Raw genomic sequence first — 26,208 nt, 5'->3', positions numbered from 1 at the left:
AGTAGCTCAAATAGCATTTTTAGGATGTTTAGCAATGAGTCTTACTCTAATTAGCACTATTCTGATTGTCGAAGATTCCCCTAGCGAATTGCAATTAATGAGCTATTTCCTGACAGAAAGTGGCTATAATGTAATTCCTACTACTGATGCCAAAGCAGCTTTAGAACAAGCTATATTACAACAGCCGGATGTGATTATTACGGATGTAGTCATGCCAGGAATGAGTGGCTTTGAATTATGTCGTTATCTCAAGAAACATCCAGTGACAAAGAAAGTACCAATTTTAATTTGTAGTTCTAAAAACCAGGAAATCGATCGCTTGTGGGCAATGAAGCAAGGTGCTGATGCTTACCTAACTAAACCATACACAAGGGAACAACTCATACGTGCTATTAGATCAGTAGCCAATTAATCCATGAATAGTTCAAAGAATACGCTACCTGCACAGCCAAGTCCCCAAAATTTAGGAGATGGCTATATCAAATTTCAGCTAAATCAACAAACTGCTGCTATTCTATCAATGAGGCATACGCAAGAAGCGATTATTGTGCCTGTTGAGTCGGTGACTTCAATGCCTAATATGCCCGTTTGCATAATAGGATTAATGAATTGGCGGAGTCGCATAATTTGGGTAGTAGATCTGCCAAGAATGCTGAATTTAGAATCTTTAGGCAGTAGGCTGCGGCAATATAATGTAATCGTTGTGCGAGTAGAATCAATGCTGTTGGGCTTAGTTGTACAAGAGATAAAAGGTACAGCTAAGTTTTTGTCCGATGAGATTTGTTCTCCTATAGGACAGGTGGCATCCAGTTTAGTACCTTATCTCAATGGATGTATTATCCAACAATCTGAGATTTTACTGGTATTAGATGCACAAGCTATTGTCAATTCTTCTATTCTCCGCAGTGATTAGGGTGTACTAGTAATCAAGAAAAAATAGTGTTCTTATTCACAGTATTCAGGGGAATTAATTTATGTTTAATAAAACTGACACGGCTAAGAGTAATGATGCTCAAAAACGAGCATCATTGATTTCATCGCAGAAAGTATTTGGGGCAGCAATTAAACAATCAAGTAAGCCGATTAATTTACCTTCTAATGATTCTCCCCTGACGCAGGTAGTAGCTTATTTTCATAGATTAAGTCTCAATACCAAAACCACAGTGTTAGCGATCGCGATCGGGACTTTACCAACGTTGGTAATTGGCGCGATCGCTTATAGCTTTGCCAACCAATCCATTAATCAGCAAATTACCCAATCTCAACAAGCAGAAACTGTTGGCTTATTAGACAAAGTTAACCGTTACGTTTTGGGTAGATATGGGGATATTCAAGTCCTCTCTAGTCTACCATCTTTGACAAATCCCCAAATTAGAGAACTGATCACTGCTCAAGGAAAGCAAGAAATTTTAGACCGGATAATTAAGGCTGATAAAGCTTATGATAGTCTGGCTATTTTTGACCTTGAAGGTAACGTAATTGCTCAATCTACAGGTGAGCCTTTAGAAAACCATAAAGACCGTCAATATTTTCAAGATGCCCTCAAACAAAATACACCCGTGATTAGTCAGCCAGAAAAATCACAAACTACCGGTCGCGTGAGCGTTCACATAGCTGCACCTGTTAAAGATACAGTCACTGGGCAAAATATTGGCGTAATTCGAGCCAGAATGCCAGTAAGTTCTATAGAAGAGACTATCAAAAATTATGCCAGTAAGGGGCATGACTATCATTTAATCGATCGGTCAGGCAAAATTTTTCTAGCTACACAAAATAATCAAGAAGGTAGAGAAGCTAAAACTGATTTTCCTGGGTTGAGCCAACTGAAAGACAACAACAAAGTCAGCAGTTTAGTCACAGTTAACAATCTGAATCGGAAACAGCAATTTGTCAGCTATGTACCGTCGAGAACAATTGACGGGTTACCTGATTTAAAATGGGGAGCCATTATTGCCACAGACACAGAAATTACATTTGCGCCCCAAAGACAATTATTATTGACGATCGCTCTGGGAACGGCATTAACCGCAGTCATTGTTGCTGCGATCGCTGCTTGGTTAGCCAAACGGTCGACAAAGCCAATTTTGAGCGCAGCTGATGCAGTAAGTAAACTGGGTGATGGTCAACTCAATACTCGTGTAGAAGTGGAAAGAACCGATGAATTAGGAGTATTGGGTGTAAATATTAACAGGATGGCTGAGCAACTGCAAGTATTGCTAGGAGAAAAAGACCAAGAAGCCTTAAGAATTAAATTTATTGCAGATATTACTTTGGAAATTCGCAAAAATCTCCTAACTGAAGATATTTACACAACAGCAGTTAACGCCTTGCGCCCAGCATTAAAAACAGATCGGGTAATTGTCTATCAGCTAAATCCCGAAACCTGGGATGGGGTAGTTGTGGCAGAATCTCTAGCTGATGGTTGGCCAAAAATGCTGAATACGCGAATTGAAGATCCCTGTTTTCGGGAACGTCATGCCGAAAATTATCGCCAAGGAAGAGTCAGAGCGATCGCCAACATCTATCAAGAACCCCATCTCAATAATGCCAACTGTTACATTCAAAGTTTGGAGAAATACGCAGTTCAAGGCAATTTGATTGCCCCCATCATTAGCCAAAATCAACTCTTGGGTCTATTAATTGCCCATCATTGTGAAAGTCCTCGGATTTGGCAACCAGCAGACATTGATTTATTTAAACAAATCGCTGTTCAAATTGGCTATGCCCTAGAACAAGCTAGGCTGCTAGAAGAATTAGAAAAAGCTAAATCTGCCGCTCAACAAGATACTCAAGAAGAACGCCAACAAAAAGAGGCACTGCAAACCCAACTTTTAGAATTGCTGAGCAATGTAGAAGGTGCAGCCAGTGGCGATCTCACAGTCCGTGCGGATGTCACAGCCGGAGAAATTGGTACTGTTGCCGACTTTTTCAACTCAATTGTTGAAAGTTTGCGGGATATCGTTACCCAAGTCAAACAAGCAGCTACCCAAGTAAACACGGCTATCGGCTCGAATGAAGAAGCAATCCGCCAACTAGCTGAAGAAGCACTTACCCAAGCGGCGGAAATTAATCGCACCTTGGATGCGGTGGATCAAATGACTAATTCTATCCAAGCTGTAGCCGAAAATGCCCAGCAAGCGGCGATAATTGCTAATCAAGCCGCTCAAACGGCAACTAAAAGCGGGCAAGCAATGGATTTGACAGTGCAAAATATTCTTTCTTTGCGGGAAACTGTGGGTGAAACCGCGAAGAAAGTCAAACGTTTGGGAGAATCTTCTCAACAAATTTCCCGTGTGGTGTCTTTAATTAATCAAATCGCCGTTCAAACTAACTTGTTAGCGATTAATGCGGGGATTGAAGCCGCACGCGCTGGCGAAGAAGGTCAAGGTTTTGCTGTAGTTGCGGAAGAAGTAGGCGAATTAGCAGTCAGAAGCGCCGCCGCCACACAAGAAATTGAACAAATTGTGGAGAATATCCAGCGGGAAACCAGTGACGTAGTCCAAGCAATGGAAATCGGCACTACCCAGGTAGTTGAAGGTACCCGAATTGTTGAAGATGCTAAGCGTAGTCTCAATCAAATTTTGGAAGTATCGCGGCAAATTGATGAGCTAGTACAGTCCATCTCGGTAGCAACTACATCCCAAGTAGAAACTTCCCATACTGTCAGCACTTTGATGAAAGCAATTGTGGCTGTCTCACAGCGGACTAGCGATTCATCCCGTTTAGTTTCGGAATCTTTGCAACAAACTGTGGAAATTTCCCAAGAGTTGCAACAGACTGTGGGTACATTTAAGGTCAGTTAAGTAATTATCAACAGTCACAAGTCTCATGACTCATGACTAATGACAACTTACCCTGAGCGCAAGCGTTCGCGTAGCGTCTCGCAGAAAAGGGATGACTAACGACCAATGATCATTGACTATTGACTAAAAACCAAACCTATGTCACAGGACAAAGAACTGGAAATCCAGATGCAATTTCTGGAAGAAGCAATTGATTATCTCAATACCTTAGAAGGGGTATTGTTAGAAATTGATACCAGTAATCGCATCGATTCCGAGAAAATCAACGGGGCACTCCGAGCAGCACATTCCATCAAAGGTGGTGCAGGGATGATGGGATTCCGGACGCTGAGCGATTTAGCACATCGTCTGGAAGATTCCTTTAAAGTCTTAAAAACTCGTAAAAATTCCTTAGAAATTGACACCCAGTTGCAAAGTTTACTTTTATCTGGAGTGGACTGGTTACGCCAGATAGTAGAATTGCTGGCAGAAGGCAATACTATCGAAGACCAGTGGTTAGAAACCTTTTGTTACCCAGTTTTTGACGAGCTGCATCAGCGTTTGGGTGACCCTGTTCCCGAAGATGTAACAACCATGCTCTCTCCGGAAGAGGGGCAAGATATTATTCCTCTGCTGTTTGAAACCGAAGTAGAAGGTTGTTTGCAGCGTTTAGAATCGGTGTTAGCAGATGAAGGACAGCCTTGTTTGCAAGAAGAAGTAGCAATCATGGCCGCTGAGTTGGGTGGTTTAGGAGAAATGCTGCAATTGCCAGCTTTTACCCAACTTTGTGAATCAGTCACCCAGTATTTAGAAACTGCTCAACCGCATCAAATCGGAGAAATTGCCCAGTTAGCTTTACAAGCATGGCGGCGATCGCAAGCTTTAGTGCTGACCAATCAACTGGATAGTCTCCCGACTGCGATTCATCTAGCAGATCTAGTGAATGCGGAGTTACCATCGCTACAAGCAGCAGAATTTCTCCACGCAGAAACAGCCGCACCTTATTTGTTTGCAGCAGAAATTTTCACTGATGAAACTGAGGATATTGGGGACGAAGAAGAGGCGATCGTGCCTACCCATTTTGCTACTGTGGATGTAGAATTCGCCGATCGCCTAACCGAGTCTGTCAAAATCTCAGAAGCTAGTATCGTAGCTGCTAGAGAAATTTCTCCCGCTGATTATAAATGGGTTGAACGCAAAGCTGAACCGATTGGTAATGGTAAAGACCGAGAAATTCATGAAAATACAGTCCGAGTTCCCAGTAGTCAATTGGAGCAAATCAACGATCTATTTGGAGAATTAATTATTCAGCGTAATGGGCTGAACCTACAATTAGAAAGATTGCGTAAACTCGTCCGCAATCTCAGCCAGCGCGTCCAAAGTCTAGATCGAGAAAATCAGGAACTCCGCGCCGCCTACGATAAAATTGCTACTCAATCTGTAGGAGCTTCTAGTGTCTTGTCGTTAGGTGATGAGCAGCAGCATCACGAAGAAATCAACACTAGTTTTGATGTCTTAGAAATGGATCGTTATAACGAGTTAAACCTGCTATCGCAGGAAGTCATGGAAACTATTGTTCAAGTACAAGAAGTTACCACTGATGTGCAACTTAGTGTTGATGATACCGATCAAATTGCCCGCAAGCTGAATAAAACATCAAAGCAGTTGCAAACCAAGTTGACTCAAGTACGGATGCGTCCTCTATCAGATTTAGTGGAACGGTTTCCCCGTGCTTTACGCGACTTAAATGTAGAGTATGGCAAAAATGTGCAGCTGAAAATTGAAGGTGGTAACACCTTGATTGAACGCAGCATCTTAGAGGCGTTGAATGAGCCTTTAATGCATCTTTTGCGCAATGCTTTCGATCACGGAATTGAAGATCCAGCTACTCGCCGCCACATGGATAAACCCGAACAAGGTTTGATTGAAATTAAAGCCACTCACAAACGCGATCGCACAATTATTACTATCCGTGACGATGGTCGGGGTATTTCTCTGGAGAAAATTCGCGATCGCGCCTTAGGTATGGGATTAGATGCTGCTTTATTAGCTAGTGCGAGTGATGAAGAATTGTTGTCACTCATCTTTGAACCTGGGTTTACTACCTCCGATCAAGTCACAACTTTATCTGGCCGTGGCGTCGGTATGGATGTCGTGCGTAATAACCTCAAATCCGTGCGGGGGGATATTAAAGTTGATACTGAGCTAGGAGTAGGCACTACGTTTACTTTATCAGTACCGTTTACCCTGTCTGTGGCTAGAGTGCTATTAGTAGAAAGCAACCGAATGCTACTAGCATTTCCGACAGATGTGGTTTCGGAAATATTTTTACACCAGACTGAACAGGTGTTTGCGATCGCAGGTAATGAATTTATCAGTTGGCAAAGCAATATGCTGCCGTTTATCCGCCTGAGTAGCTACCTAGAGTTTAACGGCCCTCGCTATGATAATCCAGAGTTAGAAACCCCCCCAGCTATTAATGCCAGCAGTATATTAATACTCAAAAGCAATAATCAATTAGTCGCAATGCAAATCGACCGTTGTTGGGGCGAGCAAGAAGTTGCTATTCGGCAAGTAGAAGGTAACATCCCTCTACCAGAAGGCTTTAGTAACTGTACTATTCTCGGTGATGGTCGGGTAGTAGTATTAGTAAATACTAATGAGTTATTGTATAAAATTTCTAGCAAACAGCAAAATTCTCGCAGCAATCAATTACCATCAACTAGGTTGAAAACAGCATTCTTATATCCTCAAGAAGAAAAACAACCTGCGACGAGTTCCCATCAAAAAAGTACAATTTTGATCGTTGATGATTCTATTAATGTGCGGCGATTTTTAGCCTTAACCCTAGAAAAAGGTGGGTACCAAGTAGAACAAGCAAAAGATGGTCAAGATGCTTTAGAAAAACTCCAAAGTGGACTCCAAGTCCAAGCAGTCATCTGTGATATTGAAATGCCTCGTCTTGATGGTTATGGCTTTTTAGGTCGTGTCAAATCTTTGGATGAGATGAAAAATATCCCAGTGGCAATGCTAACTTCTCGCAGTAGCGATAAACATCGGAAACTAGCAATTCAATTGGGGGCGCGTGCTTACTTCTCTAAACCTTATAATGAGCAAGATTTACTCCGCACTCTCCAAGAAATCATTGTTTCTGCGAATGGCACGCTAACATCTCATAATTAAATTCCGCAGTTAGTCAAGAGCAAATTTAGCTGGCAATCTTGAACTGTCAGTTGTGGGTTAATTTGTGCAGATTTTTATGTATACCTGACAAATTCCACTATTTTAATTAATGAATTTGTCTCAAACTTTTATTGATTGTCCGTAATAAATAACAGTATTTTTTCTAATAGATTAAAGCCTATTTTTATACTGTTATCAGGGAAAGCTCCATAGCGATCGCTCACTGCAAATCGCTCATCTCCAAATTCAGCCGACAACATAGAACCAAACTAGCTGTCATAAACTGCGTCAGCCAGAATAAATGAAAAAAACTTTCTTAAGAGTCAACAGTCAAAACTATTTTCCAGTTAGGGTATGAAAATATCTTTTCCCTAGCTCCTAGTCCCTAGCCTCTAGTCCCTATTTTCAAGTTAGAGACAGCACTCAGATTAATTCTGTTTCAAAGGATTCACCCTTGGTAAGATCATAGCAAGATCAGAATTATATACCAACTAAATTGGTAAAATTATGCCAAGAAAAGAACAAGGATGGGTAACATTTCAAACCTCAGAAGAGGAACGCAAAATACTGGAAGAGTTCTGTAACCAGTCTCAACGTACTAAAACGGAAATTCTGCGGGAGTTGGTACGTGGTTTGAGCCAGCACTCTTCACCAGCTGTAGCCACACCAGTGCAAAAATCCATTACTAAAGATACTTATAATCCTGAGGGAGAAACTATTAGTCAGAAAAAACCATTAAAAGTTAGCTCGCGCAATGTTTTAAAAGGAGTTGTCAAACGGGTAATTACAGGAGCAGTAAATACGGAAGTGACTTTAGAGATTGTTCACAAAGTTGAGCTAACCTCAATGATCACTAGAGTATCAGCAGAAGAGTTGGATCTGATGGAAGGAACGGAAGCTTACGCAGTCATTAAATCCAATGATATTGTAATTGCCAGAGAGTAAGAAACCGTTTTTCGGAACTTGTTACTGTTTGGTAGGTTATGGCGCAAACATCTTTTCCAGAATAAAAATCGAGTTTCATCGTGCGCCTAACCCACCCCGATCGCAATTTAACTTTTCCCCACAGATAACTGGGCTTTCCTTGGTGTACATTGTGATTACACTGCGACCTCATCACCTAACAATTTATGAGTCGTGATGCATAAAATCCCCGAATTAGAAATTCTGGGAGTGTCAAATGTGAACCTTGAGAGTAAAAGAATAGACAGATGCACTGAATCTAGGGATCTATAGATGATAGTCCCAACAAAGTATTGGTCTAGGTAAATTATTTTATCGATTTTACTATATCTCTAGTTAGAGGTATGGTTATTTCTTTACTTCTGTGCTATTCATAACCAGAGAATAATTATAGTCATGTCTAGCAATCCATATTTACACATAGACGAGCTGTGTGTTAAATCTGCTTTGGCTAATTTTATTGCAAGTATTAAATTATTCTAAGCCAATTCTGATAACTGTGATAATTTCGATACCTTCTAAAGCAAACCCAAAATTTTCTCTACCCAAATGTTTTTATGATGTATTCTACTAATGTGTCTTATAACTCTGGTATTAAAGAGCAAATACCCTATCGCTTATTTACTAGGCGCGAAATGATACCACCACGCAATGATGTGTTGTGGCGAATCGAACGCGGTGCAGTTCGTACATTAACCTGGAGTGAAGAGGGAACATTTATTACATTAGGTTATTGGGGTTCTGGAGATTTGATCGGTTCTCCTTTATCGAAAGTCAAGCCTTATCAAATTGAGTGTTTAACAAATGTAGAAGTAAGTGTTGTACCACCCCATCTTTGGTATCAAGATGTGAATGCTTTACTGTCGCATATTCAACAAGCAGAGGAACTTTTAAGCATAGTGCATTGTAAGCCTATGTCTGTGCGTTTATGGCAATTTTTACTTTGGTTAAGTCGGAAATTTGGTCGTGACGTAGAAGATGGGAAACTGATTGACTTAAATGCGACTCATCAAGAAATGGCAGAAGTATTAAATACCACAAGAGTTACAGTTACTCGTCTTTTACAGCAATTTGAAGAGGAAGGAACATTATTACGCCACAAACGCCAGATGATATTGCGATCGCCAAATTAAAAATCTGGTGGTTGAATTCCATCAACCACCAGATTCAATTACAGAAATAAATACCGAGAAAGAGAAAAAATTAACTTTACCTAGGCTTCGACTTTCACACCTCGCCAGAAAGCAACATAGCCTTCAATATTTTTCGCCTTCTCTTTGGTGCTGGGGTAATACCAAGCAGCGTCTTGATTAACTTGCCCATTAACTTCAATGCTATAGTAACTGGCTACACCTTTCCAAGGACAAGTTGTGTGAGTATTACTATCTTTGAAATACTCTTGATTAATAGCATCAGGTGGAAAGTAATGGTTGCCTTCTACAACTATAGTTTTATCGCTCTCAGCTAAAGTAGCTCCATTCCAAATTGCTTTCGGCATAAGTAATTTGACCAATAAACTTGTAGAAATACGAATTATATTGCTATTTTCCACCGTAGAAAAAGGCGATTTCTTTTTCTTTTAAAGGCGCAAAACCAGCATCAACTAGCAATGTATCCAGTTCAGCTTGAGGAATATGCTTTGCACCAATGCGGACAATACGCGATCGCATGGTATTGGAGACACCGCTACGCTGTCTGTTTGCTTCTAATGCCATGACTTTGTTATATAGGTCTAGCTTGGCGGTTGGTATGGGAGAACCGTCAAAATCAATTCCCTGTGCGATCGCTTGATCAATAGCATCAGCACCTGTGGTTGTTTGATTTACTTGATTAGTTTCAGCAGTCATGACAAATTGGCTCATAAAGCTATAAGTAGATTTTACCAGCCATGCTGACGCCAAAAACTACTGGCTAGATTTCCCGACTGTGCCAGAGAAGGTGGCTGTACTCTTGTCACTTTTAAAGATTTTGGTTTAATCTCAAACCATCGGTATAGCTAAAGGTGATGCTATGTCTGAAGCCCAAAGTCCTCAAAACCAGGATCGTACGCTCGAACAAGCTCTGACTAACAAAATTATTAATGATTATTTTGACAACTCGGAAAGTTGGCTCAGAGCCATCTTGCGGATGTGTATATTCTCTTTGGGTCACCTAGATGAAAAACCAGTTTTTGTAGTCGAGTGTCCAAATCAAGCTGTAGCTAAGCGACTCAGCCGAAAAATTTACCCTTTTCGCGGCATTGTTTATTATTTGACTGATTACCTTGATGGACAAGAACGGACTCTGTTTTGCTACCAAGACCCCAAAAGCGGAGAATGGCACTGTTATGATAGCAGTACCCAATCTTGGAAAGCCTTAAGGCATTTACAAACACCTACTGCTTCTACAGATAATAGTTAGTTGACTGTTGACTTTGCTCACTAAAGCTCTGTCAAAGTTTTGACTATTGACTTTGGACTAATTTCGATTTTGGCTTGTTGCCATACCGGCGACAAATGCGCCTAGAATGCTACCTATCCATAGTCCTGTAGTGCTACCTTGCCATATTGCTCCTGGTGTTACCCAAGTGTTGCACAATTGTTGTACAGCCCAAGGCTGGTTGTGGCACTTTTGACTATGCAGCATGAGGGTGGTTTGTCCAGATATATAACCACCAAGAATTCCTGATGCTATGGCTACTAGGGAGCATATTAAAGTTCTATTTTTCATTAGTCAATTGTCAAGAGTCCATAGCTCTAAGTCAAGAGTCAAAAGTCTATAGTCCATAGTTTCTTTACGATTGACCATTGACCATTGACCATTGACCATTGACTATTGACAATTAACTCAACCTGTATTTCTCATCCCCGCTGCAATCCCGTTAATCGTTAACAATGCTCCCCGCAGTAGCTCACCTTTACTGTAACGGGAGTGAATTACCCCAGATGGAGATGCATTGCGTGATTGTCGCAGGCGCTTGAGGAGAGAAACCTGGATAAACCCTAAAGGTACAATTGTGCCATTGCGTAACTGAACTGAACGCTGTAATACTGGGTCGCCATCTAACAGCCGATTATGTCCGGTAATTTTTAATACCAAATCTTTTGTCTGGTAGTATTCGCTAGCAATTTGCTCAAACACCTTGGCAAATCGCGGTCTATCTTCAGGATTAGACAGTTCTTGGACGTAGTGTTGCGCCATTTGCATGTCTACTTTCGCCAAGGTCATTTCGGCTTTAGAAATCACCATTTTGAAGAATGGCCATTTCACATAAAAGTACTGCAATAGCTTTAAGTGTTCTTCCGGTTCTTCTTGCAAAAATTCTTGCAAAGCCGTACCCACACCATACCAGGAAGGTAGTAAAAATCTCGTTTGTGTCCAACTGAATACCCAAGGAATGGCGCGTAAACTGCTTAAATCTTTCTTACCTGAGGGACGACGTGCGGGACGAGAGCTAATTTGTAATTGGCTAATTTCCTCAATGGGGGTTACTTGGTGGAAGAAGTCGATAAAATCGGGTTGCTCATAAATTAAAGAGCGATAATGAGTACGCGATCGCGCTGCTAGTTCTTCCATAATTTCGTTCCAAGGCTCGATATCATCGAAGCCTGTGCGCAGCAAGCTGGCTTGAATTACCGCTGTAGTAATGGTTTCTAGATTGTACAACGCCAAATCTAGCAGGGAGTATTTAGAAGCGAGTACTTCCCCTTGTTCAGTAATTTTGATTCTGCCATTAATACTGTGTCCTGGTTGCGCCAAAATCGCTTCATAAGCAGGGCCACCACCCCGTCCTACAGAACCGCCACGTCCGTGAAAAATCCGGAGGTTGACACCATACTGTTCGGCTATTTGCTGGAGGGATTTTTGCGCTTTATGAATTTCCCAGTTACTGCTTAAGAAACCAGAGTCTTTATTACTGTCAGAATACCCCAACATCACTTCTTGAAGATTCAGGGTCAACGGACAAGTAGGAGGAGTCGCAACGCTAGCTTTATCTTTTTCTTCCTTATCTTCCTTGTCTTCCTTTTCCTGTACCTGCTGATAACCTCCGGCTAACAAAGCGCGGTATAAGGGTAATTCAAACAACTGACGCATAACGCTGCGGGAGCGTTGTAAGTCTTCTACTGTTTCAAATAAAGGTACAACCTGAATTGTACCCACAGCGATCGCCGGATCGAAAAGTCTAGCTTCTTTGGCTAATAGCAAAACTTCGAGTACATCGCTGACTTCACGGCACATGCTGATAATGTAAGTTTGGCAGATGTGAACGCCAAACTCTTGCTGAAGCGATCGCACTATCCGGAAGGTTTGAATGACATCGTTAGTTTTGTCAGAAAATGGCAATTCTGCGGGAATTAATGGTCTGCGGGTTTGCAACTCCCCTGTTAACCAAGCTACTCGCTGTTCTTCTGTCAAGTCATTATATGATTGCGGTAGAACTTGCAAATATTCCAGAATTTCATTTAGTGCATCAGCGTGACGAGAGGATTCTTGACGAATATCTAACTGGGTGAGGTTAAAGCCAAAAATTTCCACCTGTGCAATCAAATTATCCAATTCTCGGCAGCTTAAACCTGTTTCCGTTAAGTTGCGTTGAATCAAGCGCAGTTCTGCTAAAAATTCTACTCCTGAACGATACATGGGTTGGTCTTCATTTTTTGGCGTTTCCCGCTTATACAATGCCAGATTGCGATCGCAGGTATTTTCTAATCTTCTCAGGATATAAGCCAGCTTGAGACGATAGGGTTCTTGGCGATAACGCAGTGCTAAGGCATCATAGACATCACTCAACTGGGATTGATCAAACTCCAGCGATTCTAACAAGTCTGGTAAGACATCACTCCAGTGCATTGACACGCTCAATAATTCAATCAGCTGCTTTACGGAGTTCACATATCTACCCAATACCATTTTGCGCTGATAACAAGCTGTTTGCCAGGTAATTTCTGGTGTGACTGAGGGATTCCCATCTCGATCTGAACCTACCCAAGAACCAAAAGAACAGAAATTTTTCTGTGGTGGTTCCAGCCAGGGAAAGGTTTTACTCAAAGCGTATTTGAAGCGTTTATGCAGTTGAGGAATCCCATCAAATAAAACTTCTTGGAAGTAGTGCAGAGCATAGTCTACTTCATCTAAAACAGTAGGCTTAAATTGGTGGAGTTCATCAGTGCGCCACCACAGGCGAATTTCTTCGAGTAATTTTTCCCGGATTTCTGCTGCTTCCCAAGGATATCCCCCAGTTGCACTGCCGGCGCGATGTTCTATTATGTCTAGCTGCTGTAAGAGGTTTACCACCTGGCGTTGCTTATCCCGGATTGTATGGCGGACAATTTCTGTGGGATGAGCGGTAAACACCAAACGCACATCTAATTGGGCGATTAGGCGTTGAATTTGCTGGGGTGGTACATTCAACTTAAATAAATGCGGAAATAAAGCGGCAAAAGTCCCTTTTTGTTGTTCTTTTTGCTTGGCGACCCAACTCTTAGCTAATAAATCTGCGCCTATTCCGCGATTTAAAGGTACGTCATTTTCCCTTTGATTAGATGAATAGGTAATATTAGGTAAAATTTCCGGGTCTTCTATTTGCGTCTCGGCTTCCGAATAGCGAGTCAATTGCTGCCGTTGCTCGTATTCCTGCTCTATGATATTAATCAACTGAAAATACAGAGCAAAGGCACGAGCCGCACGGATGGCCTCGTTGATGTTGAGTTGTTCAATCAACTTGACAGCTGATGCAGCTTGGTCATGAGTAGCTTGCCCTTCTGGCGAACATAGATCGCGCAGTTGACCCAATAAATCTACCATTTTTTGCCCACATTCTTGCCGGAGCACCGACTCCCACAACTCCTCCACTATTTGGAGGCGGTGACGCAAAAACAATTCCGATGCGGGGTAGATGTTCGCCGCCTGAGACAAAGAGTATAAAAGGGAACTCATATTCTCTATTCTTGCAAGACAATTATTGTTTTGAATGCTATGTTCTGTAATCAACACTCAAGGAAGTAGTCCAGAGTGACTTAATTTCTAAGAGTAAAATTTTTAACTGTTGTTTAATTCGTTATCTTCTGGAAAGTCGAGTATGGGTAGGCGATCGCCCCGAAATAATTCCACACTTGCTTGTCCCATAGCTTCTAGGGCTGTAGTCGAGACTTTGCTGGCTGTCAAAAGCATAAGCATAGATGCTGTTCCTAGTTGTACAAGCAAAGATTGGGGAATGCTAAATAGCAACAAATTTAATTCCGGATTGGGTGAGGTTTTGTGGTTAGCAGGAGACATTGTTAATTCCTGGTAGTTTGCAGATTTGTAAAATCAACGGAAAATTTAACATAGGCGCAAATCACAAATGTTCATGAATATCTATCTTTGCCCATATTGTCAGCCAAGAAGGTAACAAAAGTGTTAAAACCAAACGTCAGGGTGTGATAAATGTATGGTTCTAGTTTACAAGTGCAGGCACTATACCCCAATACTCGCTTCCTCTCAAGTTAATTGCCCATGAAAACAGCATCACTAGATCGCCAGCAATCCATAGTGCAATGGGTAAGCCAAGCAACTGGAATTAACACTTTTGGGGTGAAAGTCCGGTTGCGGGGAAATGACCTACATATCCTTTGTGAAGGGACAGAGTGCCCGCGACGTTGGCGCATTTTATCTGACTTGTTGCAAGCACTCCAACAAACAGATTTAGATATCCTAACAAACAGCGAACAAACCTCAATATACCAAGTATTTGTCTACGGTAGAAAAAAAGGGGAGTCGCGACCGCAATGGTGTCATCGAGTTTACTTAAATCAACTCGAAAAACACTTGGAGCAAGTTAATCAAGCCCTGTTAGAAGATGAGAGAAAATCCCAAGCAACAGGCGGGGCGCTGATTATTTCTAATGAAAGCTTAGCAAGACAAGGACATCCAGATGGCATTTCCCGCTATCTCAGCGAAACTCTTAGTACCTTGGGTGTGGCTGTCCAGGTAAAAGTTAAGCCGCAACAGGGAAATCGTTTGTGGGTTTTTTGTCATTCAGGCTATAGTCCCGATGCCGCATTACTAGCAGAACCGATAGCCCAGAAGTTAAGACATCTGAAGCTATCAGGCTATGAAGATGCGATCGTGGTTTCGCAAGTCAATGGTGAGACTACACCTGATTGGCTGCTGCGGGTAGATTTAACCCCACCAGAGGTGATGCTGAAGGCATGGGCGCGTTGGGGGGATGTGCAAGCGATCGCCAGATTGTTAACCCAGATGTTATCAGAGTCAAAAGTGGCTGTCCAAGCTTCGTTGCAAGAATCAACATTACATATCTTTTGCACCCCATCTGTCGATCCCTTAGGAACCGCCCCAGCACCAGAGAAACATTTATGCTTGCAGCAAATCGCCTCTCAATTAGAAGCGATCGCGCCTCAAGGCATTAAAGCCGCTACTATATATGGACAAAAAACCAGTGACAAGCAACCAGCTTGGATTGATTGGATTTCTTTACCCGCCACTCAGCATCCAGCCCTAGCCCCATCAGCCCTAGAGTTAGCTACTGCTGGCGATCAACCTGCCATCGATTTTTTACTAGAAAGGTTATTAAATCCTGACTTAGATTGGCGGCTGAAAACAGGTGGTATGCGCGTAATGCCCCTAATTAAAGGTGATTTATTACACGTTATGTGTGATGCGCCTATTTGCCCAGCCCGCAAAAAAGTTGCTGCCAAAGTCGTACAGTTAATTCGTCAGTTAAAAGTTCCAGGAATTGTGGGCGTGCGTGTTTATGGGCGGCGCGCTGGTGACAAAGAGCCAGCATGGCATCATGGTGAAGACTTTCAACCTCGCCAACGTTTAGTTCCCGAACCTACTCCCGAATTTGCGGCTACGGCAATTTACATTAAAGATTTGGTACATTCTCCACCGAATGAACCTATCTTGCGTCCCGATTTGACAACAGAAGAAGTCCAGACTTTTATTCAAGACGTGACGCGGGATTGGTTGACTACAACCACTACCAAAGTTAAAAAGTTGCTCTTACAAACCCAGCTATTTACAGAACTTGGTCAGCCAACAGATTATGATTCTGATGCCCAAGGAATTAAAATAGCCTTAGTCTGGGGGACTTTGGGATTATTGCTAACTATGCAAACCGATTGGGTATTGGGGCAAATCGTTACCCATACTACCCCTAGTTCCCCATCCACCGTTGCTAGTGTCCCCAGTCCATCATCCTCTGCTCCACAAAAGCCATCATCACCCAAACCTGAGGCGAATAATCATCAGCGAACGGCATATTTTGCTAACACTAATAAGCATAAAACTAATCAGAGTAAAACTTCTGTATTCAATGCTTCTAGCTTTACCCAAAATCAGGATACGGCAACCAAAAACTTAGAAGCTGCACCACTAAAAGAAAAAGCCACTGCTACTGCGATTTTGTTAGCCGCGCGATCGCAAATGCCCAGTTATAATGCTCGGCAATTAGATGAGCAAATCGCCCTTTACAAAGAGCGTTTGGCGAAAACTGGCAATCCTCCCCATGTGTTAATTGTTGGCTCATCCCGTGCCCTCAGAGGTGTAGATCCAGCCGCCCTTTCTCAAACTTTGGCTACTCAAGGTTATCCCAACATTGATGTGTTTAACTTTGGTGTTAATGGAGCCACAGCCCAAGTTGTAGACTTTATTATTCGCCGGGTTTTAGAACCAGAAGAATTACCAAAACTGATTCTGTGGGCGGATGGTTCCCGTGCATTTAATAGCGGACGTAAAGATATTACCTTTGCCGCGATCGCTTCTTCACCTGGCTATAAAAAAGCTTTAGACAAAGCGATCGCTATGGGTACGACTGATGACTTGCTCAAAGATCCCAGCAAGTCAGCCCAAGCCGAAAAAACCAAAATTCAAAAGCCAGAAATGAGTAGTTATCAACTAGCTAATCACTGGCTCAATCAAGCTGTTGCTGCTGTTTCTGCTAGCTATCCCAACCGCGATCGCATTAAGGAGTTATTACAAAAACAACTTAACTCCTTACCCTTGATGAGCGATCGCCCCCGCGAAGGTAAAGCATCTATACAGTTAAGTAACGATGCTCCCGAAGAAGAAACTTCTCAGCAATCCGTTGATTTTGATGGTTTCCTCGCTTTGTCAGTCCGCTTCCACCCCGCTAGATATTATCAAAAACACCCCAAGGTAACAGGGAATTACGATAACGACTATCAATCATTTCAAATAGAAGGCGAACAAGACGCTGCTTTCAATGCCCTACTTGAGTTTACTCAGGCGCGGAAAATTTCTTTAGTATTTGTCAACATGCCTTTAACTGCCGATTATTTAGATCCAATTCGGCAAAAATATGAGCAGCAATTTCAACAATACATGTTACAGATGTCTGATAATCCCAACTTTATTTATCGAGACATCAGTAAACTCTGGCCAAAAGCCAACGACTACTTTTCTGACCCGAGTCACCTCAACCGTTTTGGAGCCTACGAAGTCTCGAAAAAGCTAGCTCGCGATCCGATGATTCCTTGGTCAGCAAAATAGAAATGACAAGGATGCAAAGGAAAAATAACTATTCCCCATCGCCTTATTTATCAATGACAAATGATCAATGATTATTGACTAACAAATGAACTTTATCTCAATTTTTTACGGACTTTTCCTGCTAAGTGTTCTGGGAATATACTGGACTTTGCCAGAGCAAAAATTACGTTTATGGACTCTGTTAATTGCCAGTCTAATCTTCTATGGCTCTCTTAATGTTCAGTACATACCACTATTACTGGCGCTAACTTTTATTAACTTTCGTTTAGGACTGGAGATTGGCAAAAATACCGCCCCAGCACAACGTTCTCTTGATAACAGAATTTCTAATGAGGAATGGCTGTTTGCTCAAGCTGACTGGAATCGCAAGCGTTTAAAACTTTTGTGGTTAGGCATAATTTTAAATGTTTTCCTGCTACTTGGTTTTAAATATTTACCATTGTTATTAAAAGCTGTTTTCTCTTTACCAGCAAATTCCCCTGAAGGCGCATTTAAATTTATTGCTCCTTTAGGAATTTCTTTTTTTACCTTTGAATGTATTGCTTATTTAATTGATGTTTATCGTGGTGCTCCAGCTACTAGTCAATTTCTCAAATTTGCAGCTTATAAATTATTCTTTGCTAAACTCATTTCTGGCCCCATTACTCGCTATCACAACCTAGCAACTCAAATTAATACACTACAATTACCTGCTCCTGCTCAAGTCAGTGAAGGATTGTGGTTAATTGCTAGAGGTGCAGTTAAAAAAGGGATATTAGCAGACCATTTAGGAATTTTTGTTGATTTATGTTTTGGTAATTTACAACGAGCAGGTAGTACAGACTTGTGGTTAGCTACCTTTGCCTATGGCTTACAGTTATATTTCGATTTTAGTGGTTACGTAGACATCGCTCGTGGCAGTGCGCTGTTATTCGGTTTTGTCTTACCGGAAAATTTTGATTTTCCCTACTTCAGCACCAGCATTGCAGAATTTTGGCGACGTTGGCACATGACATTAGGCGATTGGCTGCGTAACTACGTTTACTTTCCCTTGGGTGGTTCTCGCAAAGGCTTGACACGCACCTGTGGGAATTTACTCATCGTCATGCTAATTGCTGGTATTTGGCATGGTTCAACTTGGGGTTTTATCGTCTGGGGTACATACCACGGCATAGCTTTGATCGTTCATCGCCTTATAGATGCATTGAGCGATCGCAATGAAAGTTTAGAGCATTTTTGGCAAAAGCCTCTCGGCATATTTTTTGCTTGGTTCTTTACTCAAGTAATGGTGTTCACATCTTGGATTTGGTTCCGACTACCCAATTTGCAAGAATCTAGTTTAGTATTTCGCCATCTGTGGGGTTATCGCGCTGATGTTCAGTTTGCCCAAAAAGTCTATGTAGAAGCCCTAAATATCAGCCAATCCCAACTCAGCAGCAGATTAATATTTTTAGCTCTGCTGATGGCAATAGTCTATGGGTTTAAGAATCGGCTGAAAATAGAATTCAACTGGCCTGTGAAGCTTGTATTTGTACCGCTTTGCTTCTACGCAGTATGGTTATTGGCTCCTGAAGGTAGTTTGCCATACATATATTTTGATTTTTAATTAGCTTTCTTCCAGTCCAACACTTCTCAAACTAATCAAGAGCGGAAATCTAGAGTCAGGTTAAACATAGTAAAAAACCAAAAATTATGTATAATAACTATATGAAAATAAATAAAACTTTACATAAATTCATATTGGTTATTTACATAAATTTACATAAGCATTGTTAATGTATTGTGAAGAATTTTATAAAAAAATAGATTACATTTTTAATCTAAATTCATGTAAAGTTATTAAGTATCGGTGAATCAATTTTCACCGAAAATTATTTACTCAAAAATTGCACTCATAAAACAATGACAACAACCTTACAACGGCGCTCTGGCACCAGTGTATGGGATCGGTTTTGCGAGTGGATCACCAGCACCGAAAACCGTATCTACATCGGTTGGTTCGGCGTATTGATGATCCCCACCCTGCTAGCCGCTACCGCTTGCTTCGTAATCGCTTTCATCGCTGCTCCTCCAGTAGACATCGATGGTATCCGCGAACCAGTTGCAGGTTCTTTGATTTACGGTAACAACATCATCTCTGGTGCAGTTGTTCCTTCCTCCAACGCCATCGGTTTGCACTTCTACCCCATTTGGGAAGCTGCTTCCTTAGATGAGTGGTTGTACAACGGTGGCCCTTACCAATTGGTAATTTTCCACTTCTTACTAGGTTGTGCTTGCTACCTAGGTCGTCAGTGGGAATTGTCTTACCGTTTGGGTATGCGTCCTTGGATCTGCGTAGCTTACTCTGCTCCTTTGGCTTCTGCTACCGCAGTATTCTTGATCTACCCCATCGGTCAAGGTTCATTCTCCGACGGTATGCCTTTGGGTATCTCCGGTACATTTAACTTCATGATTGTGTTCCAAGCTGAGCACAACATTCTGTTACACCCATTCCACATGTTGGGTGTAGCTGGTGTATTCGGTGGTTCCTTGTTCTCCGCCATGCACGGTTCATTGGTAACCTCCTCCTTGGTACGTGAAACAACCGAAACCGAATCTCAAAACTACGGTTACAAGTTCGGTCAAGAGGAAGAAACCTACAACATCGTTGCGGCTCACGGCTACTTCGGTCGCTTGATCTTCCAATACGCTTCTTTCAACAACAGCCGTTCTTTACACTTCTTCTTGGCTGCATGGCCTGTAGTCGGTATCTGGTTTACCGCTTTAGGTATCAGCACAATGGCGTTCAACCTGAACGGTTTCAACTTCAACCAATCCGTAATTGATTCTCAAGGTCGCGTTATCGCTACTTGGGCAGACGTAATCAACCGCGCTAACTTGGGTATGGAAGTAATGCACGAGCGTAACGCTCACAACTTCCCCTTAGACTTAGCTGCTGCTGAAGTTGCTCCTGTTGCAATGACCGCTCCTGCTATCAACGGCTAACATTGAAGTCTTAGCATAATAAAAAGCGCCTTCCAGAAATGGGAGGCGCTTTTTTGCTTTATTTAATTAGGGTCATTCAGATTTTCAAACTGTTGTTGGAGTAATGCAGTTGCACTCTTACTATCTAATGGTTTAGAGAAGAAATAACCTTGTCCATACTCACAACCTAACAATTTTAGTTTTGCTTTTTGCTCGGCTGTCTCTACACCTTCTGCGACTACGTCCATTCCTAGTGCATGGCTCAGTACGATTACCGTTTCAACAATTGCTGCATCTTCGTTTGTATCTTCCATTCGGCTAACAAAAGCTCGGTCTATTTTTAAAGTGTTGACTGGAAAGCGGTGCAAATAACTTAAAGAAGAATATCCGGTACCAAAATCATCAATACTGAGCCGTAGATTTAAAGTTCTGAGTTTTAGCAGAATGCTAATTGCCGCTTCCACATCGTCCATCGCTACAGTTTCGGTAATTTCTAGTTTTAAACTTTTTCCATCTACCCTTGTTTGATGCAGAATCTTTTCAATGTATTGCACCAAATCTGGGTGTCCTAGTTGATGTCCAGAAATATTAATACTCATCATTAGTGGTGGATCGACAGGAAATTGGGTGTGCCAAATCGATAACTGAGCGCAAGCTGACTGCAAAATCCACTTACCTAAAGAAATAATCAACCCTGTTTCTTCTGCAACTGGAATAAACTCTGCTGGAGAGACAAATCCATGCTGAGGATGTTGCCATCTGACAAGTGCTTCAAACCCAATAATTTTATCTGTTGCTAGACAGACTATTGGCTGATATTGGAGATAAAATTCCTCTTTTTCAATAGCTCGACGCAGGTCTATTTCTAACTGAAAACGCTGAAAAATTTGTGTATGCATACCTGTGGCAAAGACTTCGTAACGCCCTTTACCCTGGTCTTTAGCCCGATACATAGCTGTATGGGCATCTCGCAACAAAGTTACTGGTTCATAGTCTAGTTCGGTTTGATTAAAAGCGATACCAATGCTAATGCTGGTGAATATTTCTTGCCCGTTACTGGTAAATGGTAAAGTCATAGCCTGCTGTATTTGATCGGCTATGGAGTTCACCTGATTAGTATCAGTAATATTTTCTAGCAAAATAGCGAACTCATCTCCGCCAACTCGTGCTATTTTAGCTCGGTGTCCTAAACAAGCTTTTAACCTTTGGGTGGCTTTAATTAGTAATTGGTCACCTACTTGGTGACCGAGACTTTCATTAATTACCTTGAAGCGGTCAATATCTAGAAATAGTAGGGCAAAGCGCGCATTTTTGCGATCTTTGGTATCTGCGATCGCCCATTCTAATTGTTTCAAAAACAGATCGCGATTGGGAAGGTGAGTTAGGGAATCATGCAGCAAATTGTACCTCAGCTTATAAGCCAAAATACCTCCACCAGTAACGACAAACGCTAGCATTGATGGTAATAGAGGTATCCAGCCAGCTTGTGTAAATATACCAAAGCAAATACCAGATAGACCCCCTAAAGAAATTATGCCAACTGCTCCCAGAATTAAGGGATGACGAATTCGCCATGCTAGAACACCTCCAATTACAGCCCAAGTCCACACCCATAAATATTCTGCCCATTCTGGCCAGAACCAAAATATAGGTTGTCGATCTAAAGTAGTGCTGAGAAGTTGACTGACAAGTTGAGCATGAAGTAACACCCCAGGCATAGCTGGATTTGCAGATTTACCAGCACTGTAGGGAGTGAAGAACAAATCCTTGAGGCTAGCAGCAGTGGTACCAATTAATACTACTTTGTCCTTAACCCACTCTGGTTGAAACTCACCCCGCAGCACTTGTGTCAATGACACCTGGCGTGCGACTTGTTCAGGCGAGCGATAGGTAATCATAATTTGATTACCCGCATTATCAATATTGTTATACCCACCAGAATTGGAACCTAAAGGGGGGAATATAGTATTTCCTAACTGTAAATTCGGTTTAACTTTGAACGACATACCCTGTTTAGCAAGGTACTGCAAGCTTAAGCGTAGAGAAAAGGAATAGTATTCTGTGTCGCCTTGGTAAGCATATATCAAATTCCGGCGCACAACTCCATCAGGGTCAATCAAAAAGTCATTGAAACCTATGTGTTCTGCGGATAAACCAGGAATAGGGGAGACTCCTTCTGTATTAGTATCACCAAGATTAGTAATAGTAATCACATTAGGAGCCTGAAGTTGCTTTATGAAAAGTTCGCTTCCTGGTGGTTGAGGGAGATTACGGTAAAGATCTAAGCCAATAGCTGTAGGTTGAGCCTGTTGCAGCTTGATTAATACTTGAGCAAGAGTACGATCAAAGAGGGGCCACTGTTTTTGTTCTTGGATATCAGATTCTGTAATCGTGACTACTAAAAGTCGTGGATCGGGGCCAGCATCACCTACAAGACGCACCATGTTATCAAAACAGACCAATTCCAGGAACTCCAACCAGCCTAGTTGTTTGACACCCAGCACTAGTCCAGCGATCAGAATGCTAGTTACTAAAACCGATTGCCCCAAACTCAATTTAACGATGGATCGATTAACCTGGTGTTGGCAATACTTGGTTACCAAGGATACTAAAGACGAAAATCTTTTGGAGTATTTAGCAATCACAACAATGCTAGATTGATAGAGTGGACTGTAATCAGTGAACGCTCAGATAAAGTGATGTCTACCGTATTCATCCGGTGTAAACTTCCACAAACTGATGCTGTCCTTGTAATAAGATTGTTCCCTAAGACTCTACTCAACACTCACCTGAAACCAATCTAGTGCTTTGTGTCAATGATTGCTCTTAAGTGAAGAAGTTTTTTTTAGCGAAATAGTCATAGGGTGCGTTATGTTGCTAACGCACCCTATGACTATTTACGTATTTATACTAATATGGGTGAATTGAACCTTAAGAAAATTACTGTGCTTGTAGTTAGGGCTTTTTGTGGATTTTGATATTTAAAAGCGGCTCCTGTGCGATCGCACTCAATTTCTCCGAGTTTAATAGCTGTGTCCAACTAGCAGCCAGCTGAGAATCCTGAGGTTGACTATATCGGAGTTCTGCTAAAGTGGCTAACGCATCTTGCCACAGTCCAGCTTGAGCATAGATATGAGCACGCTCAACCAGTGATGCTCTTTCAATCTTTTTAGCCAGGTTTGGCTCGACAGCTACTCGTTTAATCCACCCATGCACAACAATATCGTTAGCTCTATTTTCCGGATCGCAAATTATCGATAAATACCAATGGTATTTTTTATCTATAGCAAGTTCGGGTAAAAATTGAGCATCAAGCCATCGGAGATTGATAATTTCGCCTGCATCAGCTTTAGTATTAGAAGCGTCTTTCGTGAAAGTTTTTTCATAAACTGACTTACGGCTGTCATCTTGAAGCACAAACTCTATTGTTGTCGGCTTAGAAGTTTGAGGTATGTGAAATAGGATGTTTGGATAAGCTTGTTGTGTTAAAGCCAGATTATTTTGCGGAACCAATGCCATTAATCTTCCAGCATTACTAGAACATTCTCCACGGGTTCCCCCACCAATTCTACGCCCAGGCAAGCCCTCCTTTGGTTGATTTTCACTAGCTAGTACTTGATTGGAAGCAGCACAGGCAAGGGTAAGTACAGATGTTAAACAAATAGCAATAAATACTTTGTTTTTCATGGTTATCTTCATTAGTCCAAAGCTAGATTTAATATCTTTTTCTCAGTCATACTATTTAATAAATACTCTATTTATTAATAAGTTGCTATATTTAAACTACTTATTCTCAATTAATTAATTTGTTGTTAATTTAGATGAAATTGTTCCGAAATTTTACTTAAGTAAAAACTATAATCATCTTCAAAAATTAATTTAAAATAGGAGATTATATGCTTTATAAGCTAATTAGCAAGCCTATTTATGACAGTTGTCCATGCGGTTTGCTACTCGATAACGCTTGAATAACCAGCCCAAGCTGATTAAGCCTATAATTCCCAGCCCGTAAGTATTTTTTGGCTCTGGGATAGAAACAATATTATGAGTATGTTTTTCATAATCTTCACGAGGGTGATTCATAAATACTTGATTAAAGTCGGCATTTTGGATAATGTCGTCTATACTATATGGTGTTTTGTTGTTTTCATATTCGCTCGTGAATGCTGTCAAATAGCTCATGCCATTAGCTGTAGAACTCCTTCGTCCCCTGGAGATATAATTTTCAACAATATTATTATCTAAAGGTCTTTTGGCTTGCTTAATATTCACATCTACTTCAATCTTCTCCAGAGATGGAGAGTTAATGTCCCAGCCAATCACATCTAGTAATTTTAAATCGAGTTCCGATATTTCTAATTTTTCACCTCTTTTGAGCACTGGATGCATAATTCCTAATATTTCGCCTTCACTAGCGCTCCAGTGACTTGTTTGATAATCCGTACCATCAAAATTAGCTAGACGAGTTTTACCACCATCAATAGAAAAATACTTTCCAGTTCCATCAGACCAATCAAAGATTCCTTGATTTTTGCTAATGTCAGAATAACGAAACAGATCCATTGGTGTGACAAACGTTAAATCATTATCCTGTAATGATGGACTATTCTCTTGACTATCTGTGCCAACAATTACTTCCAAAGCATCAACACCGCTGACTATACCTAACGCATGGCCAATTTCGTGTTGCGCTACGCTTAGGAAGTCAAATTTATTACTAGAAACAATCGCATCATCAGAATAAACTCTTGAGAAATCCCAAATAGAATCTTGGATAAAATTACCAACTTCTGATTGCTGAGCTAACCATGTAGAATAGCTAATCAGTTCTCCATTACTAGTTACCATTGATTTACCCAGAGATATCTGGGCATCAAAGCCTCTTTCATTACCTGCTATTAAATTTAATGCTTTGGCATTAGCGCTACTGAGCCAAATAGTCTTGTTATTTGCATTACTATTATTATCTATAATAATATTATTGGCTGGTGTTAAAGATTGAAAATTGGCGAGATTTACAGAGCCAACATTATTCATTACCATACTAAATTCTGAACCGAAAAATTTTATAAATTTCCTGTCGATATTTTGTAACTCATCTAAAATTTTATTATTAAATATGTTTTTATCATTACTATTGATTTGCATATTTTTCATTGCCAGCAAATCACTATTAGAAGTAATATTTTGAAAACTGTTGGTAAGAAAATTATCGTATCCAACCTTTACCATAGTTGGGATGGTTCCGGCTAAAGCATTAGGGTTCGATAATTCTTGGAAATTAATATAAATATTGACTGTGCTATCACGATTACAAAAACAATTGATATCAAAATATTTGTCCTGTAATTTATAAGACCAGATACGACCAGCTTTATCAAAGCTATCTATGATTTGTTGCGGAGTGTTTTCAGCATATGTGAAGTTGAATTGTATCGCCTGGGCTGGAGAAATGCTATTGAATGAAGCTAAGGCTAGAGTAAGTTGCGCAACCAACTTTGCTTGGTACTTAAGTTTGGAGTTCATAATTTTATTCTTATATTGCCAATAGACAAGCTTTTTTAGAAATAATCAGATTATTTGCCAATCTGAAATCTTGGGTACGCTCGATAAAATCATGTATATAGTTGTTTTACGTATATGCACATCTATATTTAAACTCTATACCAATTGAAAAGTATAGAACAGCGCAATTTCTCTGAGATACTAACCTGGTAGACTTAACGACAAGTTTATGAAAAACCCAAACAAAGATAAGTAATATCTTATTATTAAGACTAAAAAATCTAGGATAAATTCTGAGACACCATCCTGGCTTAAGAATATTAATTTTAAAGGATAAGGT

19 protein-coding genes are annotated in these 26,208 nt (G+C 41.0%); 10 read left to right on the top strand and 9 right to left on the bottom strand.

The features are described 5' to 3' along the window. The first annotated feature begins 34 nt into the window (after positions 1-34). The 4 genes from H6G41_RS09515 to H6G41_RS09500 all read left to right on the top strand — a co-directional run bounded on the left by H6G41_RS09515 (position 35) and on the right by H6G41_RS09500 (position 6,965). A complete protein-coding gene (locus H6G41_RS09515; protein WP_190745822.1) occupies positions 35-412 on the top strand; it encodes a response regulator transcription factor in 378 nt (125 codons plus the stop codon). A gap of 3 nt (positions 413-415) precedes the next feature. Continuing rightward, complete coding sequence (locus H6G41_RS09510; protein ID WP_190745820.1) at positions 416-913, top strand: chemotaxis protein CheW; 498 nt, start codon at positions 416-418, stop codon at positions 911-913. 61 nt (positions 914-974) lie between these two features. Continuing rightward, a complete protein-coding gene (locus H6G41_RS09505; RefSeq protein ID WP_190745818.1) occupies positions 975-3,803 on the top strand; it encodes a methyl-accepting chemotaxis protein in 2,829 nt (942 codons plus the stop codon). A 138-nt stretch (positions 3,804-3,941) separates the two neighbouring features. Beyond that, a complete protein-coding gene (locus tag H6G41_RS09500; RefSeq protein ID WP_190745816.1) occupies positions 3,942-6,965 on the top strand; it encodes a hybrid sensor histidine kinase/response regulator in 3,024 nt (1,007 codons plus the stop codon). Between the two features lie 128 nt (positions 6,966-7,093). Here the strand turns inward: H6G41_RS09500 and H6G41_RS35720 are convergent, their stop codons facing one another. Further along, positions 7,094-7,225, bottom strand: a complete 132-nt coding sequence (locus H6G41_RS35720) for a hypothetical protein (RefSeq protein WP_277878074.1) — start codon at positions 7,223-7,225, stop codon at positions 7,094-7,096. Positions 7,226-7,472: 247 nt separating this feature from the next. Here H6G41_RS35720 and H6G41_RS09495 point away from each other — a divergent pair, with 247 nt between their 5' ends. Both H6G41_RS09495 and H6G41_RS09490 read left to right on the top strand, forming a co-directional pair. After that, the gene (locus tag H6G41_RS09495) at positions 7,473-7,910 is read left to right on the top strand and encodes a molybdopterin-binding protein (RefSeq protein ID WP_190745814.1); all 438 of its coding nucleotides are present in this window, start codon (positions 7,473-7,475) and stop codon (positions 7,908-7,910) included. 575 nt (positions 7,911-8,485) lie between these two features. Then, positions 8,486-9,061: a Crp/Fnr family transcriptional regulator gene (locus H6G41_RS09490; protein ID WP_242037859.1), complete on the top strand. Its 576-nt coding sequence runs from the start codon at positions 8,486-8,488 to the stop codon at positions 9,059-9,061. Between the two features lie 80 nt (positions 9,062-9,141). Here the strand turns inward: H6G41_RS09490 and H6G41_RS09485 are convergent, their stop codons facing one another. Together H6G41_RS09485 and H6G41_RS09480 are read right to left on the bottom strand one after the other, a co-directional pair. Beyond that, a complete protein-coding gene (locus H6G41_RS09485) occupies positions 9,142-9,426 on the bottom strand; it encodes a DUF427 domain-containing protein (protein WP_190745812.1) in 285 nt (94 codons plus the stop codon). Positions 9,427-9,469: 43 nt separating this feature from the next. After that, a complete protein-coding gene (locus H6G41_RS09480) occupies positions 9,470-9,775 on the bottom strand; it encodes a DUF4090 family protein (protein WP_190745810.1) in 306 nt (101 codons plus the stop codon). A 163-nt stretch (positions 9,776-9,938) separates the two neighbouring features. Between H6G41_RS09480 and H6G41_RS09475 the strand changes: the two genes are divergently transcribed. Next, positions 9,939-10,328 carry a hypothetical protein gene (locus tag H6G41_RS09475; protein ID WP_190745808.1) on the top strand — a complete coding sequence of 130 codons (390 nt, stop codon included), beginning with the start codon at positions 9,939-9,941 and terminating at the stop codon, positions 10,326-10,328. A gap of 57 nt (positions 10,329-10,385) precedes the next feature. On the opposite strand, the gene H6G41_RS09470 is transcribed toward H6G41_RS09475, so the two are convergent. From H6G41_RS09470 to H6G41_RS09460, 3 genes are all read right to left on the bottom strand, one after another. Next, positions 10,386-10,637, bottom strand: coding sequence for a hypothetical protein (locus tag H6G41_RS09470; protein ID WP_190745806.1), 252 nt, complete (start codon positions 10,635-10,637; stop codon positions 10,386-10,388). Positions 10,638-10,754: 117 nt separating this feature from the next. Next, positions 10,755-13,844, bottom strand: coding sequence for a phosphoenolpyruvate carboxylase (locus tag H6G41_RS09465; RefSeq protein ID WP_190745804.1), 3,090 nt, complete (start codon positions 13,842-13,844; stop codon positions 10,755-10,757). Positions 13,845-13,946: 102 nt separating this feature from the next. Continuing rightward, positions 13,947-14,183: a hypothetical protein gene (locus H6G41_RS09460; protein ID WP_190745802.1), complete on the bottom strand. Its 237-nt coding sequence runs from the start codon at positions 14,181-14,183 to the stop codon at positions 13,947-13,949. Between the two features lie 219 nt (positions 14,184-14,402). Here H6G41_RS09460 and H6G41_RS09455 point away from each other — a divergent pair, with 219 nt between their 5' ends. From H6G41_RS09455 to psbA, 3 genes are all read left to right on the top strand, one after another. Beyond that, entirely contained in the window at positions 14,403-17,420 is a 3,018-nt protein-coding gene (locus H6G41_RS09455) for a DUF1574 domain-containing protein (protein WP_190745800.1), read from the top strand. An 85-nt stretch (positions 17,421-17,505) separates the two neighbouring features. Beyond that, complete coding sequence (locus tag H6G41_RS09450) at positions 17,506-19,005, top strand: MBOAT family protein (protein WP_190745798.1); 1,500 nt, start codon at positions 17,506-17,508, stop codon at positions 19,003-19,005. A gap of 296 nt (positions 19,006-19,301) precedes the next feature. Then, a complete protein-coding gene (gene psbA, locus H6G41_RS09445) occupies positions 19,302-20,384 on the top strand; it encodes a photosystem II q(b) protein (protein ID WP_190745796.1) in 1,083 nt (360 codons plus the stop codon). Between the two features lie 62 nt (positions 20,385-20,446). Here psbA and H6G41_RS09440 read toward each other — a convergent pair whose 3' ends face one another. From H6G41_RS09440 to H6G41_RS09430, 3 genes are all read right to left on the bottom strand, one after another. Further along, entirely contained in the window at positions 20,447-22,912 is a 2,466-nt protein-coding gene (locus H6G41_RS09440; protein ID WP_242037858.1) for an EAL domain-containing protein, read from the bottom strand. 406 nt (positions 22,913-23,318) lie between these two features. Then, positions 23,319-24,050 (bottom strand): DUF928 domain-containing protein, encoded by a 732-nt coding sequence (locus H6G41_RS09435; RefSeq protein WP_242037857.1) that lies wholly within the window; start codon positions 24,048-24,050, stop codon positions 23,319-23,321. Positions 24,051-24,284: 234 nt separating this feature from the next. Continuing rightward, positions 24,285-25,889 carry an NF038122 family metalloprotease gene (locus tag H6G41_RS09430; RefSeq protein ID WP_190745790.1) on the bottom strand — a complete coding sequence of 535 codons (1,605 nt, stop codon included), beginning with the start codon at positions 25,887-25,889 and terminating at the stop codon, positions 24,285-24,287. Positions 25,890-26,208 lie beyond the last annotated feature (319 nt).

The organism is Tolypothrix sp. FACHB-123 (genome assembly GCF_014697075.1).
In the GTDB taxonomy this organism is placed as follows: domain Bacteria; phylum Cyanobacteriota; class Cyanobacteriia; order Cyanobacteriales; family Nostocaceae; genus Aulosira.
Note: the sequence above shows the minus strand (reverse complement) of the source record. Positions and strands in the feature narration are given on the sequence as shown.

What these genes read in the sequence shown, in the direction of transcription:
- H6G41_RS09515 (WP_190745822.1), top strand. Translation starts at nt 35, where the DNA reads ATGAGTCTTACTCTAATTAGCACTATTCTGATTGTCGAAGATTCCCCT.
- H6G41_RS09510 (WP_190745820.1), top strand. Translation starts at nt 416, where the DNA reads ATGAATAGTTCAAAGAATACGCTACCTGCACAGCCAAGTCCCCAAAAT.
- H6G41_RS09505 (WP_190745818.1), top strand. Translation starts at nt 975, where the DNA reads ATGTTTAATAAAACTGACACGGCTAAGAGTAATGATGCTCAAAAACGA.
- H6G41_RS09500 (WP_190745816.1), top strand. Translation starts at nt 3,942, where the DNA reads ATGTCACAGGACAAAGAACTGGAAATCCAGATGCAATTTCTGGAAGAA.
- H6G41_RS35720 (WP_277878074.1), bottom strand. Translation starts at nt 7,225, where the DNA reads ATGTTGTCGGCTGAATTTGGAGATGAGCGATTTGCAGTGAGCGATCGC.
- H6G41_RS09495 (WP_190745814.1), top strand. Translation starts at nt 7,473, where the DNA reads ATGCCAAGAAAAGAACAAGGATGGGTAACATTTCAAACCTCAGAAGAG.
- H6G41_RS09490 (WP_242037859.1), top strand. Translation starts at nt 8,486, where the DNA reads ATGATGTATTCTACTAATGTGTCTTATAACTCTGGTATTAAAGAGCAA.
- H6G41_RS09485 (WP_190745812.1), bottom strand. Translation starts at nt 9,426, where the DNA reads ATGCCGAAAGCAATTTGGAATGGAGCTACTTTAGCTGAGAGCGATAAA.
- H6G41_RS09480 (WP_190745810.1), bottom strand. Translation starts at nt 9,775, where the DNA reads ATGACTGCTGAAACTAATCAAGTAAATCAAACAACCACAGGTGCTGAT.
- H6G41_RS09475 (WP_190745808.1), top strand. Translation starts at nt 9,939, where the DNA reads ATGTCTGAAGCCCAAAGTCCTCAAAACCAGGATCGTACGCTCGAACAA.
- H6G41_RS09470 (WP_190745806.1), bottom strand. Translation starts at nt 10,637, where the DNA reads ATGAAAAATAGAACTTTAATATGCTCCCTAGTAGCCATAGCATCAGGA.
- H6G41_RS09465 (WP_190745804.1), bottom strand. Translation starts at nt 13,844, where the DNA reads ATGAGTTCCCTTTTATACTCTTTGTCTCAGGCGGCGAACATCTACCCC.
- H6G41_RS09460 (WP_190745802.1), bottom strand. Translation starts at nt 14,183, where the DNA reads ATGTCTCCTGCTAACCACAAAACCTCACCCAATCCGGAATTAAATTTG.
- H6G41_RS09455 (WP_190745800.1), top strand. Translation starts at nt 14,403, where the DNA reads ATGAAAACAGCATCACTAGATCGCCAGCAATCCATAGTGCAATGGGTA.
- H6G41_RS09450 (WP_190745798.1), top strand. Translation starts at nt 17,506, where the DNA reads ATGAACTTTATCTCAATTTTTTACGGACTTTTCCTGCTAAGTGTTCTG.
- psbA (WP_190745796.1), top strand. Translation starts at nt 19,302, where the DNA reads ATGACAACAACCTTACAACGGCGCTCTGGCACCAGTGTATGGGATCGG.
- H6G41_RS09435 (WP_242037857.1), bottom strand. Translation starts at nt 24,050, where the DNA reads ATGAAAAACAAAGTATTTATTGCTATTTGTTTAACATCTGTACTTACC.
- H6G41_RS09430 (WP_190745790.1), bottom strand. Translation starts at nt 25,889, where the DNA reads ATGAACTCCAAACTTAAGTACCAAGCAAAGTTGGTTGCGCAACTTACT.